This is a genomic window from Clostridium sp. CAG:265, from assembly GCF_000436575.1.
Lineage (GTDB): Bacteria > Bacillota > Clostridia > Clostridiales > Clostridiaceae > Clostridium > Clostridium lentum.
Genome location: NZ_FR886585.1, coordinates 1 through 21,429, shown reverse-complemented (window position 1 = coordinate 21,429; position 21,429 = coordinate 1). Strand labels below are relative to the sequence as shown.

Genomic DNA, 21,429 nt, shown 5'->3' with positions numbered 1-21,429 from the left:
AGTATCTACGTCTAAGTATAACAGTATTATTGCTTTTATTCAATTTTTATAGTGTATTTTTTTTGTGAATTTTAACTTATATCTTCTAATAATTTTTTATAATATTCTAATGCGGCTTCTTTCTTTATATTATCTAACTTTATTGCAAATGATGGCGTTTCTCCAAAGTACAATATCACATCATCTTTATATTGCTTCAATAAAACACTATATATACCTTCGAAGCCTTTATATCCCTTAACAAATTTAAACCTTAACTCTTTAGCAATTTCCTTTATATCTTCAATATATAAGCCTTTACATAGGCTCTTGATATATGCTATATCCATCAAGTTATACACTGAATCAGGAATATTTGAATATCTATCTTCTAATTCACTCTTTATTTCCATAAAATCATTGATATCTTCAATGGCGGCAATCTTTTTATAAACTTCTATCTTTTGAATTTCATCAGTTATATATGATGATGGTATAAATGCATCCACCTTCATATCTACTGATGTTTCTATAGGTTCATTTTCAATTTCACCCTTTACTAATTTTACGGTGTCTTCTAACATTCTACAATATAAATCATAGCCAATACTCGCCATATGCCCATGTTGAGATGACCCCATCATATTTCCAGCTCCTCTTATTTCTAAGTCTCTCATGGCAATTTTGAATCCTGATCCAAGTTCAGTAAAATCCTTTAATGCTTTTAGTCTTTTTTCAGCTACTTCTGTAAGTATCTTGTCCTTAGTATAAATAAAGTAAGTATACGCTACCCTATTACTTCTTCCAACTCTTCCTCTTAATTGATAAAGCTGCGAAAGTCCCATCTTATCTGCATCATGCACAATCATTGTATTAACATTTGATATATCAATACCAGTTTCAATAATTGTAGTGCATACTAAAACATCATATTCCTTATTCATAAAGGCTATCATCTCAGTTTCTAACTCTTTTTCTGTCATTTTACCATGCATAATCCCAACCTTACATTCAGGTACAAGATCTCTAATATAGTTAGCCATACTATCAATGTTCTGCACTCTATTATATACAAAATAAACTTGACCATCCCTACTTATTTCTCTAAGTATGGCATCTCTTATAAGCTGATCATTTTGTTCCACAACATACGTCTGAATAGGATATCTATCTTCTGGTGGTGTTTCAATTACTGATATATCACGCACTCCTGTAAGGGACATATGAAGTGTTCTTGGAATAGGAGTTGCACTTAATGTAAGTACGTCCACATTTTTTTTCATACCTTTTATTTTTTCTTTTTGAGAAACACCAAACCTTTGCTCTTCATCAACAACTAGTAATCCTAAATCCTTAAATACAATATCTTTTGATACAAGCCTATGAGTTCCTATCAATATATCAACATTACCTTCCTTTAAAGCTTGAAGTGTTGCCTTTTGTTGCTTTGGTGTCCTAAACCTGCTTATCATATCTATTTTTATAGGAAAATCAGAAAATCTTTTAATAAAATTATTATAATGCTGCTCTGCTAGAATAGTGGTTGGCACTAAGAAAGCAACCTGTTTTCCATCCATTACAGCTTTAAAAGCAGCTCTTATGGCAACTTCCGTCTTACCGTATCCAACATCTCCGCAAAGCAATCTATCCATTGGTTTATCTGATTCCATATCACTTTTTATTTCTTCTAATGATGCTAATTGATCTGGTGTTTCTTCATATGGAAACTCATCTTCAAACTGTCTCTGCCACTCAGTATCTTTTCCAAAGCTATGGCCTTTAAGCGTTGCTCTTGCTGCATAAAGTTTCACTAAATCCTGAGCAATTTCATTGATAGATTTTCTTGCCTTTGCTTTTGCCTTTTGCCATTCTGCTCCACCTAACTTATTAATCTTTGGTGAATTTCCTTCACTACCAATATATTTTTGTACTAAATCAAGCTGATCTACTGGAACATATAACTTATCGCCTTTATCATAAACAATATCTAGATAATCTCTAGTGGTTCCACCAGCTACCATTTGCTTAATTCCCTTATATATACCAATTCCATGGTTTGCATGAACTACATAATCACCAGGTTTTAACTCTGCAAAACTAGTTATTTTAGCAACACCTTTTCTTTTTACTGCCTTGCCAGAATGTTTTCTTCTTGTCTCACCAAAAATATCTTTATCAGAAATAATACTAAGTTCTAATTCTGGATAATCAAATCCTCTTATAAGATTACCAAAAGTAATTACTACTTCTCCAGCTTCAATTTTATCTATTGAATCTTTATATGTGCTGGAAATCCCTTTTTCCATAAGGGTTTTCACTAACCTTTCGCCTCTTGGTCTTGTTCCTGCAAGTATGACAGTTTTATATTTCTTTTCCTTACGCTCCTCAATATCTTCAATAAGTAAATTTAACTGTCCATTATATTTATTTAATGTAATTTCCTCAAAACCAATATCTACAGTATTAAATAAATTGTCACTTTTATTTAAGAATGAACTTAATGTTATAAGGCTACTATTTTCTAATTTAGATTCCAGTTCTCCTTTATTTAATAAAAGATTATTTTGTAGTGGAAGTATGTCTCCTCTTTGCAGGAATGATATATAATTTTCATTGAATTCATAATAAATACTATCCATTTTTCCTAAGCTTCTTTTAAAATCATCTACTATAAAAGTATATCCATCTAAATAATCAAAGAAACTATCTAATTTTTCATAGAAAAATGGTAAATAACTATCAATGGTTTCAAAATAATAAGTATTATTTAGTAACTCAATATTTTTTCCTACTATTCCCTTTATTTTTTCTACACTTTCTTTATTTAAATTAGATACATTAGCAACTATATTTTTTAATTCTTCATTAATAGTTTGCACTGCCCTATTTCTACCTTCATCATCTACAATAACCTCTTTAGAAGGGAAAATACTAAATTCCTTTACCTTTTCAATACTTCTTTGGGATTCTGTATTAAATGTCCTTATTGAATCTACTTCATCACCGAACAATTCAACTCTATATGGGTATGCTGATGTAGGAGGGAATACATCAAGTATCCCTCCTCTAAATGAGAATTCACCTTTTCCTTCAACAACTTCTACTCTTTCATAGCCACACTGAAGAAGACTTTTAGATATTTCTTTTAAATCAACATTATCTCCCGTCTTTATTATCATACTATATCTTAAATAATACTCTTTAGGAGTATATAAAGATGTAAGTGAATCTATAGAAGTAACTATTATTTTCTTTCTTTCGTTTTGTAATATTTCCTTTATTACCTTTAGCCTTGCCCATCTTAAATCTCCTGAAATAGCATCTACATTATAAAATACTACTTCTCTCACTGGAAAATAAAAAACATCCGTTGTATAAAAACTTAAATCTTCATATAAATTTTTGGCATCTACATCACTATGAGTTACTATCACCATAGAATTATCATTCTCTTCAAATATTCCATTTATAATGTAGCTTTTACCTGATTCCGATATGCCATATATATTTATAGGGAATGTTTTTTCTGAAATTTTCTCAGTTATTGATTTAAATTTCATATTATCCCTTAAGGGCTGCATTACCCCCTGTAATCTCATTTATACACACCTTCCTTAAAAGTTTAAACACACTTTAAAGCATCAAATCCGTTACACTTATTCATTGCTTCCTTAGTATCTTTATCTATCATTATTTCCACAGCTTCTGTTACTGCCCTTAATGTCTTATCTAAAACTTCATTTTCCTCTTTAGAAAATTTCCCTAAAACATGCGAAACTAAATCTCCTTTTGGTGCTCCCACACCAATTTTAACTCTTGGAAATACATCTGTTGCCAAATTAGCTATAATGCTCTTTATCCCATTATGTCCTCCATGACTTCCTTTCTCTCTTACCCTAAGCCTTCCAATAGCTAAACTTATATCATCATATAAGACAATAATTTCTTCATTAGAAAGCTTATAAAAATTAGCTACCTCCCTTATACTATCTCCACTTAAATTCATATATGTAGTTGGTTTTAATAAAATTACCTTTTTACCTTGAATAAATCCTTCACCAAAAACACCTTTAAATTTTTCCCTATTTAATTCTATATTATACTTATCACTTAAATAATCTATGGCTTCAAATCCTATATTATGTCTTGTTCCCTCATATTCTTTACCTGGATTTCCCAATCCTACTACTAAATACATTCTGTCAATTCCTCTCTGTACTAAAATAATCTACTTTATATTATACCATTTTTTCCTTTTATAAAATAATAATAAATTTAATAAAAGGATACTTAGCATAAATCACCAAATATCCTTTTATATATTAATTATATATTTTTATTTCTACTTCTTTTATAATTCCATCACTTAAGACTTCACAAGATATAGTATCTCCTTTATTTTTAGAATTTAACATTTCAGTTATTCCATTAATATTAGATATATTAACGCCTTCAATTGATACTATGATATCTGTTGGCTTAATACCAGACTTATATGCATTTCCGACTTTTTTCAATTGTCCAACATAAAAACCATGTTTATGATGCTCTATATCCATCAATATTCCACCTTCTGTAATACCTAATACTTCTTTTATTATTGATGTTGAATTTATTATATTATCTAAGTTTTTCAATTCAATACCATAATAAACGCCTTCTAAACCAAATTTTTCAGTAAGATAAAGACTACCTATTCCTATAAGTTCACCATTAGCATTACATATAGGACCACCTGTATTATTTAAGTTAATAGGTGCACTTATTTGAAGCAAGGTACATTCTTCTACTAAAGTATCGTATTTTCCTGACTTATTATACCTAGCGACAATTATTCCTGGAATAATACTTTCTATTTTTTGACCTTCAGAGTATACACTGCCTAATACAGCTATTCCCTGTCCTTCCACAATGCTATCTTCATCAGCCAACTTAATAGCCTGAATATTCCCTTCATAATCTACTTGAATTAGTGCTAAATCAAATTCTTCATCCTTTAATAAAAGCTTTCCCTCTACAGATTCTTCTTCATCATTATTAAAGATCACATTTAAGTGTTCCATATCCTTGATTCCTGAATAATTAGTTAGTATTACTCCTCTTTCAGTTATGACTACGCCTGTAACACTATTAGCTTCTCCATTATCTTCAGTTATAGTTACCAATGACTTTGATACTTTCTTTACCACTGAAGTATAATCACTAATAATCATATTATTTTTATTAAATTTTGTATTTTTAACTTCTTCAATAACATCTCCGTATTTATATTTAATAATAAAATTTAAAAATACACTTAATACTATTAATGCTATTATTACTATAATTCCTAAGTTAATTCCTATGCGTATATTAGTACGAGTATTTTTCTTTTCAAAAATTATCTTATAGATCTTATCATTTTCTTTAGTTTTTCTATCAACATTATCATCCATCAATTACACCTCCGAAACAATTCCCTTTTAGTGAGATTTCTTTAGCGTAAATATAAAGCTAACACCTTTTCCCTCTATATTCTTCACCCATATATCTTCATTATGTTGTGATAATATAGACCTTACTATAGGAAGCCCTAATCCAGTACTAAGCTTATTAGTTCTTGATTTATCACTTTTATAAAATCTATCCCATATCTTATTAAGTTCTTTTTCCTCTATACATTCTCCAGAATTAAATATATCTACATATATTTTTTCTCCTTTAGAATATACATCTATCTTTATTTCGCCATCATCATTACTATATTTAATTGAATTTTCAATAATATTTGTAACTACTTGTATTATTCTATCCCTATCACCTAATACATAAGCCCTGTTATTGTGGAATGTGGCTTTAACATTTAACCCCTTTTCCTGAATCTTGTGCTCTAAGTTTAAAATACAAAGGCTTATAACTTGGTTAATATCAAATTCAGTAATTGCCAAATTAAATTTTCCTGACTCCATAGCCGACATATCTAATAAATCATTTACTAGCCTTGCTAGTCTATCTACTTCATCATAAACAATTTTAAGATAATAATTTTCTCTGTCTCTTGGAATTACTCCGTCTAAAATACCTCCAATAAATCCTTTTATAGACGTAATTGGTGATCTTAGCTCATGAGATACATTTGATATAAATTCTCTCCTTTTTGTATCTGACTTCTCTAAGCATTCTGCCATCATATTAAATGATTCTGCTAACTCTCCAATTTCATTATTACAATTTACCACTACTCTCTTTTCTACTTCACCTTTTGCTAACCTTTTAGCTACATTATTAATATTATCTATTGGCCTTATGATTATCTGATTAGTTACTATTTTAATTACTATTGCAGAGATTATTATTTCAATGATAACTGTTATCCAAATAATAAACATATTAAAATTTCTTTCACTTTCATTTTGCATAACCATAATCATATATCCATCAATTTCACCATCTTCATATATAGCTTTTACATATCCCTTTATTGAAGCATTATCTACCTTAAATACTTCTTTCTTAAATTCTATATTGGAAGATAAAGACTCTGTATTTAATTTAATTTTGCTATACATTAAATTCTGATAATCTTCCCCATTCACTAAATATACATATCCTAGCCTATCGGTAATTATAGCTTCAGTATTAGTTGATATGCAGGCCATCTTTATTATTTCTTTAAGTTGGCTATATGAACCATCCTGTTGATTTAAATAATTATTTATGGAATTCTCAATTATACCCATCTGCTTTTCTAAATTTGATAATTTTGTACTGTGGTAATTTTTATTAAATAATATCGTCATAATTGAACCTAGAAAAATCAACACTATACTTGTAACAGAAATAAAGGTGACTATTATCCTTTGGTTTATACTTTCTTTCCTTGACATTACTTCACCTCAAACTTATATCCAACACCCCATACGGTCTGTACCTCCCATGTTTCTCCGCCTTTTAGTTTTTCTCTAAGCCTCTTGATATGGACATCTACAGTTCTTGAATCCCCTGGATAATCATATCCCCAAACTTCATACATCAGTTGTTCACGAGTAAATACTTTATTGGGAGAACTAGCTATGTAGTGTAGTAATTCCAACTCTTTCGGTGCAAGCTTTACCATATTATCCCTATAAATTACTTCATATCCTCCTATATCAATAGTAAGATCACTAAACTTTATAACATCATTATTTTTAACTTCTGGACTATATCTTCTAGTTACAGCCTTTACCCTTGCTAAAAGCTCCTTTGGATCAAAAGGTTTTACCATATAATCATCTGCACCTAGTTCTAAAGCAAGTACTTTATCAAAGACTTCACCTTTTGCCGTAAGCATTATCACTGGTACATTGCTTTGCTTTCTAATAAATTTCAGTACTTCCACACCATCTTTTCCTGGAATCATAATATCTAAAATTACTAATCCTATATTATCATTAGTAACTATATTACAAGCATCTAGCCCATTAAAACATTTTTTTGTTTCATAACCTGAGCTTTTTAAATACATGTCTATTAGCTCATTTATATTTTCATCATCATCTACAATTAAGATTTTTCCTAACTTATCGTCCATTTTCTTACACCATCCTTATAAAAATATTCTATCCTAAAACCTAGCAAACTACCTTACTTTTCTTATAAAATTAACATTTGTTACATTTTTTTATATTTATTATTTTAAAGAAATCTTGCTATAATTTTAAAATAAAAAATAATCCTCAAATTAATTATAACTTGAAGATTATTTTATGTAATTAGTTTTCGAATAATTTACTTATTGGCTTATCATCATAAATTCTTCTAATAGCTTCTGCAAATATAGGCGCAACAGATATTGAATTGAATTTTTCTAAATTTTGCTCGTCTTCTGGTAATGGTATTGTATTTAACATAACTAGCTTTTCAATAGCAGAATTATTTATTCTTTCAAAAGCTGGTCCTGATAATACACCATGAGTACAACATGCATATACATTTTTAGCACCTAAGTCTTTTAATGCATTTGCTGCATTGGCAATAGTTCCAGCAGTGTCGATCATATCATCGATAAGTATACATCTCTTATCTTTTACATCTCCTATAATGTTCATTATTTCAGAAACATTTGCCTTAGGTCTTCTTTTATCAATTATAGCAATTGGTGCATGAAGCTTATCTGCAAATTTTCTTGCTCTTGTAACACTTCCAAGATCTGGTGATACAACAACTACATCATCTTGTTCTTCAAATCCATTTTCAATGAAATGTTCTGCCAATATTGGTGATCCTAATAAATGGTCTACTGGTATATTGAAATACCCTTGAATTTGTGATGCGTGTAAATCCATTGTTAATACTCTATCTGCTCCTGCTGCAGTTAATATGTCAGCCACTAACTTAGCTGTAATTGGATCTCTTGATTTTGCCTTTCTATCTTGTCTTGCATAACCATAGTATGGAATAACTGCTGTTATCCTTCCTGCTGATGCTCTTTTAAAAGCATCTATCATGATTAGAAGCTCCATTAAGTTGTTATTTACTGGGCTGCTAGTAGATTGAACGATAAATACATCTGCTCCTCTAACTGTTTCATTTATATCTACTGATATTTCCCCATCACTAAAAGTTGAAACTTTTGAATTTCCTAATGTCAATCCTAATAAATTTGCAATTTCTTCTGCTAATTCTGGATGTGAATTACCTGCGAATATTTTTATGTTTTTTCCATGAGCTATCATACTTATTAGATCCTCCTTATTTTGGCTGTCTAGCTATTTATATTATAAAGTAAGAATACTTACTTTTTAATTAACCCTCTTTTTTCAACCCAACCTTCAATGTTTCTTTGCTTAGCTCTTGCTACTGCAAGTTCGCCCTCTTTTACATCATTAGTTATTGTTGATCCTGCTGCAATATAAGTATTATCTTCAACCTTAACTGGAGATATAAGATTAGTATTGCATCCAATGAAACTATTGTTTCCTATTATTGTTTTATTTTTATTTTTTCCATCATAATTAACTGTTACTGTTCCACAGCCAAAATTACAATTTTCTCCTACTTCAGCATCACCAACATATGTTAAATGTGATACTTTCGTATTATGGCCAATTGTTGATTTCTTTATTTCAACGAAATCACCAATTCTAACATGGCTTCCTATGATAGATTCTGGCCTTATATAAGCAAATGGACCTACTGTTGTATAACTTCCTATTTTACTATCTATTATTACAGAACTTTCTACTTGAACATTATCTTCAATGACACTATTATTTATTCTTGAATTTGGATATATAATGCACCCACTTCCAATCTTACTTACACCTTCAATAGTATTTCCTGGATATATAATAGTATCTTTGCCTATTTCTACATCAGCACCTATATACGTAACACTTGGATTTATTAATGTGACTCCATTATCCATATGTCTGTTGTTTATTCTGTTTCTTAGTATTTCTTCAACTTCTGCCAGCTGTCTTCTTGAATTTACACCAATTGTTTCTTCATAATCAACAACAACAGCGCCAACTTTTTTACCTTCGCTTTTTTGAATCCCTATAACATCTGTTAAATAGTATTCTCCTTGTGCATTGTTATTAGATAATTTTTCTAAAGAGTTTAAAAGATTTTCAATATCAAAGCAGTAAACTCCTGCATTCATTTCATTAACCTTTAATTCTTCTTCATTACAATCTTTATGTTCAACTATCTTAAGGACTTCTTCTCCATCTCTGATGATTCTTCCATACCCTGTAGCATCATCTAATATAGATGTTAAAAGTGTTGTGCTATTTTCATTATTGATATGTTCATTAAATAATCTTCCTATCGTTTCTTCTGTTATCAATGGAGCATCTCCACAAAAAACTGCTACAGTTCCTTTTTTCCCACTTAAAAACTCTATAGCACTTTTAACTGCATGACCTGTTCCAAGCTGTTCTGTCTGAAGTGAATAGCTAACATTTCTGCTATTAGTTTTTTCTTTAACTAATTCTGCACCTTTTCCAACAATAACATTTACATCTTCAATTTTTGCCTTTCTTAATGTATCTATAACATGATTAACCATTTCTTTTCCACAAACTTTGTGTAATACCTTTGGTAAATCAGATTTTATTCTTGTCCCTTGCCCTGCTGCTAAAATAAGAGCACACTTATACATAAATTCACCTCTTCAATTATGAGGACAAAATTTCATTTTATCCATTTATTGTTCGCATACCTTAATATATTATATTTCATTAACGTTTTGATTTCAACCTTCCTCTATAAAATATATATAGCTTACATTTAACTATAATGAAATAATATACTATATTTATTTTAACAAAAAAGAGGCTATGCCTCTTTTTAATTAATATTTGATATAAATTTTATTCACTTACAGTTAGGCTTTCTTCAGAAACTGCCTTTTCATAAGCTTCTAAAATTGCACTTTGTATTCTTTCTCTTGTTTCAGTATTGATTGGGTGTGCAATATCTTTGAATTCACCATCTGGTGTCTTTCTGCTTGGCATTGCTATAAACAAACCATTTTGCCCCTCAATAATCTTAATATCATGTACTACAAATTCATTATCAAATGTCACAGATACAATAGCTTTCATTTTTCCTTCTGATGCTATTTTTCTAACTCTAACGTCTGTGATTGTCATTTCACTCCACCTCCAGTTGCTTTTATATAAATATATTTCTATAAAAAGTTTAAAAATCCTTTTTTTTACTTAATTTTTTTTAAATTTTACAAAAAAATATATCAAACAACTGGTTTTTTCTTATTTTATTAGATTGGAAGGAGTTACTTTTATCTTACCGTCTTCACTTATATACTCAATATCGATGATTGAAACATAATCCGTTACTCTCTTATTGACAACACCTATATTATCAACTAACACCCCAGTACCAACTAATTCACTATCAAATTCTTTTAATAAATCAGTTATCCCTTGAGCTGTTCCGCCGCCTCTTAAGAAGTCATCTATAAATACACATCTGCTAGAAGGCTTCATAGATTTCTTTGCTAAAGACATTTGTTGTATTCTTCCACTTGTGCCTGATAAATAATTAATAGAAACAGTAGGCCCTTCTGTAACTTTATTTTCTCTTCTTATAATTACTAACTCTATACCTAAACTCTTAGCAACTTCATAAGCCAGTGGAATACCTTTTGTTTCAACTGTCACAACATAATCTACATCCATTGATTTGAAATAAGAAGCTAATATGACACCTGCCTTACTTATTATTTGTGGATTATACATTATATCTGTTAAATAGATGAAGTTACCTGGAACAACTCTTCCTTCTTCCATAAGTGCATCACATAATTCATTAGCAAACTCTTCTTTAGCACTAACGCCCATTTGAGGAATGAACTTTATTCCTCCAGCTGCTCCAGATATAGTTTCAACTTTACCCATTTCTAATTTTTCTAGTACTTCTCTAACAATAACTATATCTTCACTTATTGTTGACTTAGCTGCATTTAATAATTCTGAAAATCTATTTAAGCCTATTACCTTATTGGGATTTTCAACTAAAATCTTAGTAATGATTACAACCCTATTATTTCTGCTTAATTTTTCCATTTTTTCTCCTTTCTTTATATGCCTCATCACGAACTTTCATATTTTTTCTACCCTATAATATTCATATTTTATTCTAAATATAGCTTATTATCAATAGTTTTACTCACTAATTTTAAAAATCTTTCTAAATATATATAATTGCCTTATCCCCTTTTTTTCAATATATATTTTCATATATTTATTATTTTATATGTTCAAATTGTAAATTTTGTATATAATTATAGATAGATTATATAAAGGAGTTGATATGATGGCTTTTGACTTAAATATCGATAAACATAAGAAAGTCCACTTCATTGGAATTGGTGGAGTAAGTATGAGCGGACTTGCTGCTATACTACTAACAAAAGGATATAGAGTTTCTGGTTCTGATTCTAAGGAATCTGAAGTTTTAAATAAATTAAGAGAAGCTAATGCTGAAATATATATTGGACATAAAAAAGAAAACTTAAGAAACGTTGACTTAGTTGTTTACACAGCTGCAATTCCTGCTGATAATCCAGAATTAATAGAAGCCAAAGCTCAAAACATAGAATTGATGGATAGAGCTGAATTCTTAGGCTATATCATGAAAGGACATAAGTATAATGTAGCTATTGCTGGTACTCATGGGAAGACCACTACTACTTCTATGCTTTCCCACATAACTATTGAAGCAAACTTAGATCCAACTATCCTTGTAGGTGGAGATGTTGATGCTATCCATGGAAACTATAAGATTGGCGAAAGTGAATACTTTGTAACAGAAGCATGTGAATATAAAGCATCTTTCTTAAAATTCTACCCTTACATAGGTATTATCCTTAACATAGATGCTGATCATTTGGATTATTACAGAGATATCAATCATATTGAAGATACTTTTAAAAAGTTCTCTGACTTAATCCCTGATGACGGATATCTAGTAGGTTGTGCAGAAGATCCTAGAGTAGTGGAAGTTCTTAACTATGCAAAATGTAAAACTTTAAGCTACGGATTTGATAAAGGCGATGTTACAGCTGGTAATATTTCATTTAACAATAAGGGTTGTGCTACTTTCACTGTATTCCATCATCATAAGGAATTATTTGATGTTACTTTAAGCACAACAGGAAGACATAATATCCTAAATGCTCTAGCAACAATATGTACATCTTTAATCTTAGAAATTCCTAATGAAGCTGTTATTAATGGCTTAGCTGCCTGCAAAGGTGCTCATAAGAGATTTGAATACAAAGGAGAATTTAATGGTGCTACTATAATTGATGATTACGCTCATCATCCAGTAGAGATTGCTGCCACTTTAAATACAGCAAAACTTATTCCTCATAATAAAGTATACTGTGTATTCCAACCACACACTTATACTAGAACAAAAACTTTATTTGATGACTTTACTACTTGCTTTAAAGATTCTGACGAGCTTATCCTAATGGATATCTATGCTGCCCGTGAAAAAGATACTGGTCTTGTTTCATCAGATGAACTTGGTGATTCTATAAGAGCAAAAGGTTTTAACTGCATAAATCTTCATAGCCATGAAGAAGTAGCAAACTACTTAAAAAATAAAGTTAAAAAAGATGATCTAGTTCTTACTGTAGGAGCTGGAGATGTTGTTAAAGTAGGAGAACTTCTACTTAATTCTTAATAAAAAATAAACTTAAGAGGTGATACTAATGGATTTATTAAGCAAAATATCAGTAGCTGCTGAATTTATAAAAAGCAAAAGCAAATATACCCCTGAAATAGGATTAATATTAGGTTCTGGTCTTGGTTCTTTAGCTGATACAATAGAGCAAGCTGAATTCTTTGACTATGCCGATATTCCTAACTTCCCTACATCTACTGTAGAAGGACATAAAGGAAGACTAGTAATTGGTTTATTAGAAGGAAAGCAAGTTATAGCTATGCAAGGAAGATTTCATTTCTATGAAGGATATTCAATGCAAGAAGTTACCTTCCCTGTAAGAGTTATGAAGCTTTTAGGAGTTTCTAAACTTGTTGTAACTAATGCTTGTGGAGCTGTAAATACAGATTTAAACCCTGGAGATTTAATGATTATTAATGACCATATCAATCTTTCTGGTACAAATCCTTTAATTGGTAGAAATCTTGATGAGTTTGGTCCAAGATTCCCTGATATGTCTGAAGCATATAACAAAGACCTAAGAAATAAAGTATTAGAAGCAGGCCAAGATTTAGGATTAAACTTAAAGCAAGGGGTTTATGTGATGCTATCTGGTCCAACATATGAAACTCCAGCAGAAATTCGTATGGTTGGAATTTTAGGTGGTGACACTGTTGGTATGTCTACTGTTCCAGAAGTTATCATTGCAAACCACTCTGGTATAAAGACTGTGGGAATCTCTTGCATTACTAACATGGCTGCTGGAATACTAGATCAGCCTTTAAGCCATGAAGAAGTTATGGAAACTTCTACAAAAGTTAAAACTAACTTCATTAATTTAATGAATAGAATAGTTAAAACAATTTAAAAAAGCTGTACCTTGCGGTACAGCTTTTTAGCTTTTTATAATACAACTATTTCTTTAGTTACTGAATTTAGTATTTCGCAACCATCTTTTGTCACTAATACTAAATCTTCTATTCTTACACCTATATTGTCTTTTAGGTATATTCCAGGTTCTACTGAGAATATCATGCCTGCTTTTACTTCTTCATGATTTACTCCGCTTACATCACCGAAATCATGTACTTCTATTCCAATACTATGACCTGTTCTATGAGTAAAATACTCTCCATAACCAGCATCTTTAATAAGATTTCTTGCTGCATTATCTATATCTGAGAACTTCACACCTTCTTTAATGATTGAAATAGCTTTTTCGTTAGCACTCTTTACAATATTATATATATCAGCATGTTCTTTACTTGGCTCTTTTCCAATAAATACTGTTCTCGTCATATCTGAACAGTAAGAATTATATTTTCCACCAATATCTAAAACAATACTATCGCCATCTTTGATAAGGTCCTTGCCTGTGCCATGATGTGGATCTGCACCATTAGGGCTAGTGGCTATTATTGGAGAAAATGAAAATCCTGATGCTCCTTCACTTTCATATAATTCTTGTAAAAGACCTACATAATACTTTTCAGATTTACCTACTTCTAAGTTATTCCAAAGCTTAAGCATTACTGCATCATTTATTTTTGATGATGCTTTCATTATTTCTATCTCTTCAGCATCTTTAATCATTCTTACTCTATCAATAATTGGCGAACCATTAACAAATCCCTTAGCTACATTACTATTAATAAGTTGTATTAAAAATTTCGCTGGCCAATCTTTATCTATTCCTAAAATTTCATTCTTATCAATACATTTATTTAAGTGGTCTATAGGATTTTCAGTATCTTCATACCAAATCATTTCTACACCTAAATCTTCATATACAGGGAATAACCTATTAATAACCATTTTATGATTGCCATTTTTATTTATATATAAAGCAATCATTCTTTCACCTGGATGTATCCACTTTCCTGTTAAATAAAATATAGATGCTGGAGATGTAATTATCATTTGTGATAATCCTTCTCTCATCATTCCTTCTAAAACCTTATTTACTCTACTATTTTTCATAAAAAACACCTCCAAAACACTATCAATTCTTTCTATAATAATACTTTATATTTTCAATAATATCCACTTCTATTTTTGTCACTAAAATTATAATTAATGATATAATTATCTTAGTAAATACATTGGAGGATTTAAAAATGAAAATAGCAGCCATATCAGATATTCATGGAAATATATACGCATTAATGAAAGCATTAGAAGATATAGATGATCAAAAAGTAGACAAGATAGTATGCTTAGGAGATTTTGTAGGTTACGGACCTCATCCTAATGAAGTTATTGCTTTAATAAAGAGAAGAGAAATTCCTTGTATAAAAGGTAATTATGATGCTTCAGTGGTGGATGGTGCTTATACTTATATAAGAAATACTGAAATTAACTCTTTTTCTTTACCTTGGACATGCTCTGAATTAAGAACTTCAAATAAATTTTATTTAGATTCATTGCCTGAAAAATTAAAATATACAGTTAACGGTATTAATTTATGCTTTACTCATGGAAGTCCTAACTTAATAAATGAATACCTATTTGAAGATGCAGAAAACACAAAAAAAGTTATGGAAAACTTTGAAGATGATGTTTTAATTTGTGCTCATACTCATATACCATATATAAAAAAATTTAATGATAAACTTATTGTTAATATAGGAAGTATTGGAAAACCTAAAATAGGTAGACCTAATATTACATACGCAATATTAGATATTAACAATTTAGGTAAAATTGATGTTACTATCAGAGAACTGAAATATGAATACAAAAGAATCATGAAAGACTGTACTATGTTAAACTTCCCTTCAGCCATAGTAAACTCATATGAAACAGGACAAGAGTAATAAAATAGAGCATTGAAAGATGCTCTACTTTAGTTAAACAATGAATGTACCCTTCACGTTAATTTATTTATTTTAAGTAGCCATAAATAGCTATTATATTATGAATTTAAGTTGCAAATGTTAGCAAACTATTGTAAAATCGAATTATTAAATATAAATATCGTAATTACTATGAAGAGAAGAGTAGCATTTGAAGGTAGTTTTTAGCGAATAAGGGATGGTGTAAGCCTTATACGAAATCATTTGTGAAGAACATCTCGGAGTTTCTAACCGAACCAGTAAAACTTTAGTAGGCTTAGACGGGTTTAATCCGTTATTAATTTTGCATTATGCACTAAGTGGCCTTAATATAGGCAATTTGGGTGGTACCACGTAAGTTATCCTTTCGTCCCATTATTTATGGAGATGAGAGGTTTTTTTATTATAAAAATTTTTAGGAGGTAAATTATGAAAGACGTAGTTTTAGTAAAATCACTTTACAGAAATTCTCAAGAATATTTAACTAAAGAAATTGCTATTTCTGGTTGGATAAGAACTTTAAGAGCTTCAAATGCATTTGGATTTATAGAAGTTAATGATGGTAGCTTCTTTAAAAATATTCAGGTGGTTTTTGATAACAACCTATCAAACTTTAAAGAAATCTCAAAATTACCAATCAGCTCATCAATAAAAGTTATTGGTACTTTAGTAGAAACTCCAGAGGCTAAACAGCCATTTGAAATTCAAGCTAAAGAAGTTGTAATAGAAGGTATGTCAGATTCTGATTACCCATTACAAAAGAAAAGACATACTTTTGAATACTTAAGAACAATTGCTCACTTAAGACCAAGAAGTAATGCTTTCTCAGCAGTATTCAGAGTAAGATCTGTAGCAGCATATGCAATCCACAAGTTCTTCCAAGATCAAGGATTTGTATATACTCATACTCCAATCTTAACAGGAAGTGACTGTGAAGGTGCTGGAGAAATGTTTAAGGTTACAACTTTAGATCTTAATAATATTCCAAAAACTGAAGATGGAAAAATTGATTACAAAGAAGATTTCTTTGGCAAAGAAACTAACCTTACAGTTTCAGGACAATTAAATGGTGAAAGTTATGCCTTAGCATTTAGAAATATCTATACATTTGGTCCTACTTTCAGAGCTGAAAATTCAAATACAGCGAGACATGCAGCTGAATTCTGGATGATTGAACCTGAAATAGCATTTGCTGATTTAGATGATAATATTGAACTTGCTGAAAACATGTTAAAATACGTAATTAAATACGTTATGGATGAATGTCCAGAAGAAATGGCTTTCTTCAACCAATTCATTGAAAAAGGATTATTAGATAAGTTAAATCATATAGTAACTTCAGATTTCGGTAAAGTTACTTATACAGAAGCAGTTGAACTTCTTAAAAACTGTGGAAAAGATTTTGAGTATCCAGTTGAATGGGGTATTGATCTTCAAACAGAACATGAAAGATATTTAACTGAAGAAATCTTCAAGAAGCCAGTATTTGTTACAGATTATCCAAAGGATATCAAGGCATTCTACATGAGACTTAATGATGATGGAAAAACTGTTGCTGCAACTGATTGTTTAGTTCCAGGAATAGGTGAAATCATAGGAGGAAGCCAAAGAGAAGAAAGACTTGATGTCTTAAAGACAAGAATGGCTGAATTAGATCTTAATGAAGAAGATTACTGGTGGTACTTAGAACTTAGAAAATATGGAGAAACTAAACATGCTGGATTTGGTTTAGGATTTGAAAGACTTATCATGTACATAACTGGTATGTCTAACATCAGAGATGTAATACCATTCCCAAGAACAACTGGTCAATCCGACTTCTAAATATTGTAAAAAGAGCACTTTAGTGCTCTTTTTATTTTAAAATTATTTTTTATTTTTTGTATAATTTTATTAATAAAGTCAATACTATAAATGTAGATATAAACCTGTGTAAAAACAGGTTCCCATCCCCCCATTATTTAAAAGAGCACCTGTTGAAGGTGCTTTTTTTTATAAAAAATTAAATTATTCAGTTTTAATTTTTCATTTTTACTACATTCTTTCAACGCTTTCCATACCTAATAATTCTAAGCATTCTTCTAAGATGTTTTTCACAAGATTTATTAATGCAAGCCATGATGCTTTCTTAGCTTCATCTTCTTCTGATATTATTCTTGTATCGTTGTAGAATTTATTGAAGTTATTGGATAATTCATATATATATTCACATACCTTATGAGGTGCTCTATCTCTAAAGCTGCTTTCTATCATTTCATTGAACTTAATTGCTTGAAGCATTAAGTTTCTTTCTGCTTCAGTTGTTGGTATATCTATAGATACATTAGAAATATCCATGGCAGCTTTATTTAAGATAGACTTAATTCTTACTATTGTATAAAGAATATATGGCCCTGTGTTTCCTTCAAATGAAGCAAATCTATCTATATCAAAGATATAATCTTTTGAAGCTTGATTTGATAAATCACCATATTTTAAAGCAGCTAACCCTACTTTTGATGATATTTCTTCAACTTCTTCTGCTGTTATATTTTTATTATCTTTAAGTTTTTCTTTACCAGCTTCTTTAATCATGCTTATTAAGTCAGCAAGTCTCATTACTCCACCTTCACGAGTTTTAAATGGCTTACCATCTTTTCCATTCATTGTACCAAAACCAATAAAGTCTAATACTATATCTTCCCTAGCAATTCCTGATTTTCTTGCTGCTCTAAAGAATTGTTCATAGTGAAGTCCTTGCCTCTTATCAGCTAAGTATATTATTTCATTAGCTCTTAAATCTCTAACTCTTTCTACAACTGTAGCTAAATCTGTAGTTCCATATAGTGACGCTCCATCAGATTTTAATAAAAGAAGTGGTGGAATAGGTGCTTTATCATCTTCTTTACTTACATCAACAACTAAAGCTCCTTCACTTTCATGTGCATATCCATTTTCCTTTAATTCCTTAACCATATCTGGAATTAATTTTTGTGCATCACTTTCACCATTCCATAATTCAAAGCTTACATCTAATGCTCCATAATTTTTCTTTAAGTCAGCAACTGATACATTTAAGATATGCTTCCATAAAGCAACATATCCTCTTCTTCCTTGTTGAAGTTCCACTGTTGCCTTCTTAGCAGCTTCCATTACAACTTCATCTGATTTAGCAAGCTTACTTGCATATGGATATATATCTTCAAGCTCATCTATTGTAAATGGTGCTTCAGCAGGATACTCTCCTTCAAAGCTTGCATCAAAGTATGGTAATTCTGGATTTCTTCTTTCCACTTCTGAAATAACCATACCCATTTGAAGACCCCAATCTCCTAAGTGAACATCACCAATAACATCATGTCCTAAGTATTTAGCAATTCTCTTAATACTTTCACCAATGATTGCAGATCTTAAGTGCCCTATATGTAAAGGCTTAGCAACATTTGCTCCACCGTAATCTACAACTATTTTTTTAATTTCTGTTGCTGGTGAAGTACCAAATTTTTCATCCTTGTTCATCTTATTAATATAATCAATTAAGAACTCATCATTAATTGTTATATTAATAAACCCAGGTCCTGCTATTTCTAATTTAGAGAAAATTTTATTTTCTTTTAATTTAGCTACTACTTCTTCTGCTATAACTCTTGGTGCTTTTCCATGTTTCTTAGCATTAGGTAACGCCCCATTACATTGATATTGGCAAAGGTCTGGTCTATTTGATACAGTTACCTTTCCTGATTCCCTGTCATATCCAAGTCCTTCAAAAACATCTTTAACTATATCGCTGATTTGATCAATAAATATTTTCATAATCTGCCTCCTATTTTTTTAATATAAAAAAACCGCCTCTTTATAATACAAAGAGACGGAATATTTCCGTGGTACCACTCAATTTAACTAGAAAATTCTAGTTCACTCAAAACTTTAACGCAGTTAACGTCACACCCTTACATATAAATGCTCAGGTAGCTTCTCCAAGTTCCTCTTCCTTATTTCATATCTTATAAGACTTCCACTCTATTCTTACTCGCTAGTAGATAATTATAAATAAGTACTCTTCTTTTCATAGAATTTTTTATTCTTCTTAATATTAATATAAAATATATGATAAAACAAATTTAATGAAAAATCAAATTATTATTTTATTTATTAAATATTGTTTATTAATTCATTAAATTCTTCATTATTTTTTACAAAACCTAGTTCACCTTCAACATCACTTTTCAGAGTATTTACAAAGGTATCAATAAATTGTTCAAATCCTTCTTCACTTTGATTAACCTTCATATTTGCATATAGTTTAGATTTTGATGGGTTCCATGGCTTTTTCATTGCTTCTAGCATTTTTTTAAGTACAATTACAAAGTTATCTGCATCTTTTTCATCACTGTATAATTTGAAATATCCAACTTGTCCATTGTAATCCAATAGGTCATATAAATCTGTTGTTTTGTCTAAAATCTCTGCAAAATATTTGGCATCCTCTTTTCTACCATCCTTTAAAGCTATTTCCATCATGGATATTAATATTGTAAAAATATCTGTGGTTGCTTCTATTAACTTATAGCTAAAAAGTTCAGAGGCCTTATCAAACTCACCTTTTTTAATATAAAGTCTTCCTTGTAACCTATCTTTATCATATGTAACAGTAGGTAATTTATCTATACAGCTTTGTGCTTTTTTATATTCATTTCTCTCTAAATATTTATTTATAAGCATAGAGGTTGCCTCATTTTTAACCTCTAAGTCTTCACTTTCTAGCACTCTTACATATAAAGCTTCTATTTGTCCTTCATAGTATTCTCTATTATCTACTCCAAACATACAAATCATTCCTGATAACATGGTTGCAGTGCTTAGAATCAACTTATAGCAATTAGGAAATTGCTGAATCTTATCAATAGCTACTTCATATGCTGTATTAAAACCTTTAGTGCTTACAACTTCATATAATTCATTTAAAAAATTACCTATTTCCTTCTCTGATAAGTCATCATTAAAAGAAAGTAATGTATTTAAATCTACTTTTAAAAGCCTAGCTAGTGCTGGTAATAATGTTATATCAGGATAACAGCCACCTTTTTCCCACTTATTCACTGCTGGTGTTGAAACACCAAGATAATCTGCAACTTGCTCCTGTGTCATTCCTAGTGTAATTCTCTTTTTCTTTATAATATCATTTATTTTCATAGTATTATTAACCTCTCATTTTAAATAATATCAAAAGCCTTTGGTATTATTATTTTAACAAGATATTTTAATGTAAACAATTGAGCTGTAGTTAATTGTAAAGATAAAAATTTAACCATGAGTTAATTAATATAAATAATTAATATAAAAGTTATACAATTTATACTTTAATCTCCCCTATAAATTCCTGATTATCAGTGAATTGAAAGTGAAACTATCTAATCTTATAATTCATTTCTTGTGAACTGGTCTTATGTCAATATTTTGGACACAAAAAGTCAAA

The 21,429-nt window shown here is 30.0% G+C and carries 16 protein-coding genes and 2 other annotated features; of the genes, 4 read left to right on the top strand and 12 right to left on the bottom strand.

The window, feature by feature from the left end:
- Positions 1-71: 71 nt before the first annotated feature.
- The 9 genes from mfd to purR form a co-directional block, all read right to left on the bottom strand.
- Entirely contained in the window at positions 72-3,578 is a 3,507-nt protein-coding gene (mfd, locus tag Q5O29_RS02205; protein ID WP_022211390.1) for a transcription-repair coupling factor, read from the bottom strand.
- 23 nt (positions 3,579-3,601) lie between these two features.
- A complete protein-coding gene (gene pth / locus Q5O29_RS02200; protein WP_022211389.1) occupies positions 3,602-4,177 on the bottom strand; it encodes an aminoacyl-tRNA hydrolase in 576 nt (191 codons plus the stop codon).
- A 124-nt stretch (positions 4,178-4,301) separates the two neighbouring features.
- Positions 4,302-5,414 carry a S1C family serine protease gene (locus tag Q5O29_RS02195; protein WP_022211388.1) on the bottom strand — a complete coding sequence of 371 codons (1,113 nt, stop codon included), beginning with the start codon at positions 5,412-5,414 and terminating at the stop codon, positions 4,302-4,304.
- 27 nt (positions 5,415-5,441) lie between these two features.
- Positions 5,442-6,845 carry a HAMP domain-containing sensor histidine kinase gene (locus Q5O29_RS02190; protein ID WP_022211387.1) on the bottom strand — a complete coding sequence of 468 codons (1,404 nt, stop codon included), beginning with the start codon at positions 6,843-6,845 and terminating at the stop codon, positions 5,442-5,444.
- Positions 6,845-7,531 carry a response regulator transcription factor gene (locus Q5O29_RS02185; RefSeq protein ID WP_022211386.1) on the bottom strand — a complete coding sequence of 229 codons (687 nt, stop codon included), beginning with the start codon at positions 7,529-7,531 and terminating at the stop codon, positions 6,845-6,847. The genes Q5O29_RS02190 and Q5O29_RS02185 overlap by 1 nt, the downstream gene beginning before the upstream one ends.
- A 181-nt stretch (positions 7,532-7,712) precedes the next feature.
- A complete protein-coding gene (locus Q5O29_RS02180) occupies positions 7,713-8,675 on the bottom strand; it encodes a ribose-phosphate diphosphokinase (protein WP_022211385.1) in 963 nt (320 codons plus the stop codon).
- 59 nt (positions 8,676-8,734) lie between these two features.
- Positions 8,735-10,105 carry a bifunctional UDP-N-acetylglucosamine diphosphorylase/glucosamine-1-phosphate N-acetyltransferase GlmU gene (gene glmU, locus Q5O29_RS02175; protein WP_022211384.1) on the bottom strand — a complete coding sequence of 457 codons (1,371 nt, stop codon included), beginning with the start codon at positions 10,103-10,105 and terminating at the stop codon, positions 8,735-8,737.
- Positions 10,106-10,316: 211 nt separating this feature from the next.
- Positions 10,317-10,598 (bottom strand): septation regulator SpoVG, encoded by a 282-nt coding sequence (spoVG, locus tag Q5O29_RS02170; RefSeq protein WP_022211383.1) that lies wholly within the window; start codon positions 10,596-10,598, stop codon positions 10,317-10,319.
- A 120-nt stretch (positions 10,599-10,718) separates the two neighbouring features.
- A complete protein-coding gene (purR, locus tag Q5O29_RS02165) occupies positions 10,719-11,534 on the bottom strand; it encodes a pur operon repressor (RefSeq protein WP_022211382.1) in 816 nt (271 codons plus the stop codon).
- A gap of 250 nt (positions 11,535-11,784) precedes the next feature.
- Here purR and murC point away from each other — a divergent pair, with 250 nt between their 5' ends.
- Both murC and Q5O29_RS02155 read left to right on the top strand, forming a co-directional pair.
- The gene (gene murC, locus Q5O29_RS02160; RefSeq protein WP_186835486.1) at positions 11,785-13,161 is read left to right on the top strand and encodes a UDP-N-acetylmuramate--L-alanine ligase; all 1,377 of its coding nucleotides are present in this window, start codon (positions 11,785-11,787) and stop codon (positions 13,159-13,161) included.
- Between the two features lie 28 nt (positions 13,162-13,189).
- Positions 13,190-14,008 carry a purine-nucleoside phosphorylase gene (locus tag Q5O29_RS02155; RefSeq protein WP_022211380.1) on the top strand — a complete coding sequence of 273 codons (819 nt, stop codon included), beginning with the start codon at positions 13,190-13,192 and terminating at the stop codon, positions 14,006-14,008.
- Between the two features lie 35 nt (positions 14,009-14,043).
- Here the strand turns inward: Q5O29_RS02155 and Q5O29_RS02150 are convergent, their stop codons facing one another.
- Positions 14,044-15,120 carry a Xaa-Pro peptidase family protein gene (locus Q5O29_RS02150; protein ID WP_022211379.1) on the bottom strand — a complete coding sequence of 359 codons (1,077 nt, stop codon included), beginning with the start codon at positions 15,118-15,120 and terminating at the stop codon, positions 14,044-14,046.
- A gap of 137 nt (positions 15,121-15,257) precedes the next feature.
- Here Q5O29_RS02150 and Q5O29_RS02145 point away from each other — a divergent pair, with 137 nt between their 5' ends.
- Positions 15,258-15,956 carry a metallophosphoesterase gene (locus Q5O29_RS02145; protein ID WP_022211378.1) on the top strand — a complete coding sequence of 233 codons (699 nt, stop codon included), beginning with the start codon at positions 15,258-15,260 and terminating at the stop codon, positions 15,954-15,956.
- A 162-nt stretch (positions 15,957-16,118) separates the two neighbouring features.
- Positions 16,119-16,352, top strand: a binding site (T-box leader).
- A gap of 51 nt (positions 16,353-16,403) precedes the next feature.
- A complete protein-coding gene (gene asnS / locus Q5O29_RS02140; protein ID WP_022211377.1) occupies positions 16,404-17,798 on the top strand; it encodes an asparagine--tRNA ligase in 1,395 nt (464 codons plus the stop codon).
- A gap of 210 nt (positions 17,799-18,008) precedes the next feature.
- Here the strand turns inward: asnS and argS are convergent, their stop codons facing one another.
- Both argS and Q5O29_RS02130 read right to left on the bottom strand, forming a co-directional pair.
- On the bottom strand, positions 18,009-19,766 hold the full coding sequence (gene argS, locus Q5O29_RS02135) for an arginine--tRNA ligase (RefSeq protein ID WP_022211376.1): 1,758 nt from the start codon (positions 19,764-19,766) through the stop codon (positions 18,009-18,011).
- 48 nt (positions 19,767-19,814) lie between these two features.
- Positions 19,815-20,032 (bottom strand) — a binding site (T-box leader).
- A gap of 73 nt (positions 20,033-20,105) precedes the next feature.
- The gene (locus Q5O29_RS02130; RefSeq protein ID WP_022211375.1) at positions 20,106-21,146 is read right to left on the bottom strand and encodes a helix-turn-helix domain-containing protein; all 1,041 of its coding nucleotides are present in this window, start codon (positions 21,144-21,146) and stop codon (positions 20,106-20,108) included.
- Positions 21,147-21,429 lie beyond the last annotated feature (283 nt).

Coding starts and splice junctions, on each gene's coding strand:
- Q5O29_RS02155 (WP_022211380.1), top strand. CDS start 13,190: ATGGATTTATTAAGCAAAATATCAGTAGCTGCTGAATTTATAAAAAGC.
- mfd (WP_022211390.1), bottom strand. CDS start 3,578: ATGAGATTACAGGGGGTAATGCAGCCCTTAAGGGATAATATGAAATTT.
- Q5O29_RS02195 (WP_022211388.1), bottom strand. CDS start 5,414: ATGGATGATAATGTTGATAGAAAAACTAAAGAAAATGATAAGATCTAT.
- Q5O29_RS02185 (WP_022211386.1), bottom strand. CDS start 7,531: ATGGACGATAAGTTAGGAAAAATCTTAATTGTAGATGATGATGAAAAT.
- Q5O29_RS02145 (WP_022211378.1), top strand. CDS start 15,258: ATGAAAATAGCAGCCATATCAGATATTCATGGAAATATATACGCATTA.
- purR (WP_022211382.1), bottom strand. CDS start 11,534: ATGGAAAAATTAAGCAGAAATAATAGGGTTGTAATCATTACTAAGATT.
- spoVG (WP_022211383.1), bottom strand. CDS start 10,598: ATGACAATCACAGACGTTAGAGTTAGAAAAATAGCATCAGAAGGAAAA.
- Q5O29_RS02180 (WP_022211385.1), bottom strand. CDS start 8,675: ATGATAGCTCATGGAAAAAACATAAAAATATTCGCAGGTAATTCACAT.
- Q5O29_RS02130 (WP_022211375.1), bottom strand. CDS start 21,146: ATGAAAATAAATGATATTATAAAGAAAAAGAGAATTACACTAGGAATG.
- Q5O29_RS02190 (WP_022211387.1), bottom strand. CDS start 6,845: ATGTCAAGGAAAGAAAGTATAAACCAAAGGATAATAGTCACCTTTATT.
- pth (WP_022211389.1), bottom strand. CDS start 4,177: ATGTATTTAGTAGTAGGATTGGGAAATCCAGGTAAAGAATATGAGGGA.
- asnS (WP_022211377.1), top strand. CDS start 16,404: ATGAAAGACGTAGTTTTAGTAAAATCACTTTACAGAAATTCTCAAGAA.
- murC (WP_186835486.1), top strand. CDS start 11,785: ATGGCTTTTGACTTAAATATCGATAAACATAAGAAAGTCCACTTCATT.
- argS (WP_022211376.1), bottom strand. CDS start 19,766: ATGAAAATATTTATTGATCAAATCAGCGATATAGTTAAAGATGTTTTT.
- Q5O29_RS02150 (WP_022211379.1), bottom strand. CDS start 15,120: ATGAAAAATAGTAGAGTAAATAAGGTTTTAGAAGGAATGATGAGAGAA.
- glmU (WP_022211384.1), bottom strand. CDS start 10,105: ATGTATAAGTGTGCTCTTATTTTAGCAGCAGGGCAAGGGACAAGAATA.